Source organism: Bartonella sp. AD328YNZD, from assembly GCF_042196425.1.
Map to the genome: position 1 here is coordinate 1 of NZ_JBHIQG010000884.1, position 530 is coordinate 530.

Annotated in this window: 1 tRNA gene; it reads right to left on the minus strand. The window is 33.8% G+C overall.

The features are described from left to right. Positions 1 to 455: 455 nt before the first annotated feature. Positions 456 to 530: transfer RNA gene (locus ACFIO3_RS15575), tRNA-Val, on the minus strand.

Below are 530 nucleotides of genomic sequence, written 5' to 3' on the forward strand. Positions count from 1 at the left end.
TTACTCTTTTTAATATTTTATTATAATCTGTAATTGGTAAATTCAAAATACAGCTCTAAGGCTAAGTGTTTTATATCTATCGAAGTGACTGTTGTTATATCTAACTGTTTGGACAACAAGTGTATACCAATAGACATGAAAGAATTAAGAAAAACAGGGGATAGATCAGGAAATAAACAATGTTTTTTTGAACAGAAGTCTATGCTTGTGGAAAGAGTTTTAAAATCAAACTTTTAATCTGTTGCAAAATGAGGCTGTTATTACGTTTTTGATATTTTTTAGATGGCTTCCCCAAAGAGGCGCTATCAGAACGTAAAAAAATATTAGAAACACTCTGTAAAGTATGTCCTTTGTAGAGGCATGTTGCAAAATCTTATTTCCGAATCTTTATTTACGCATCCCGTACCTTGGAAGAATACGATAATTCAATAATTTATTTATACTATAAAATTGAATGGTGGGCGTGACAGGGATTGAACCTGTGACCCCTACGATGTCAACGTAGTGCTCTCCCGCTGAGCTACACGCCC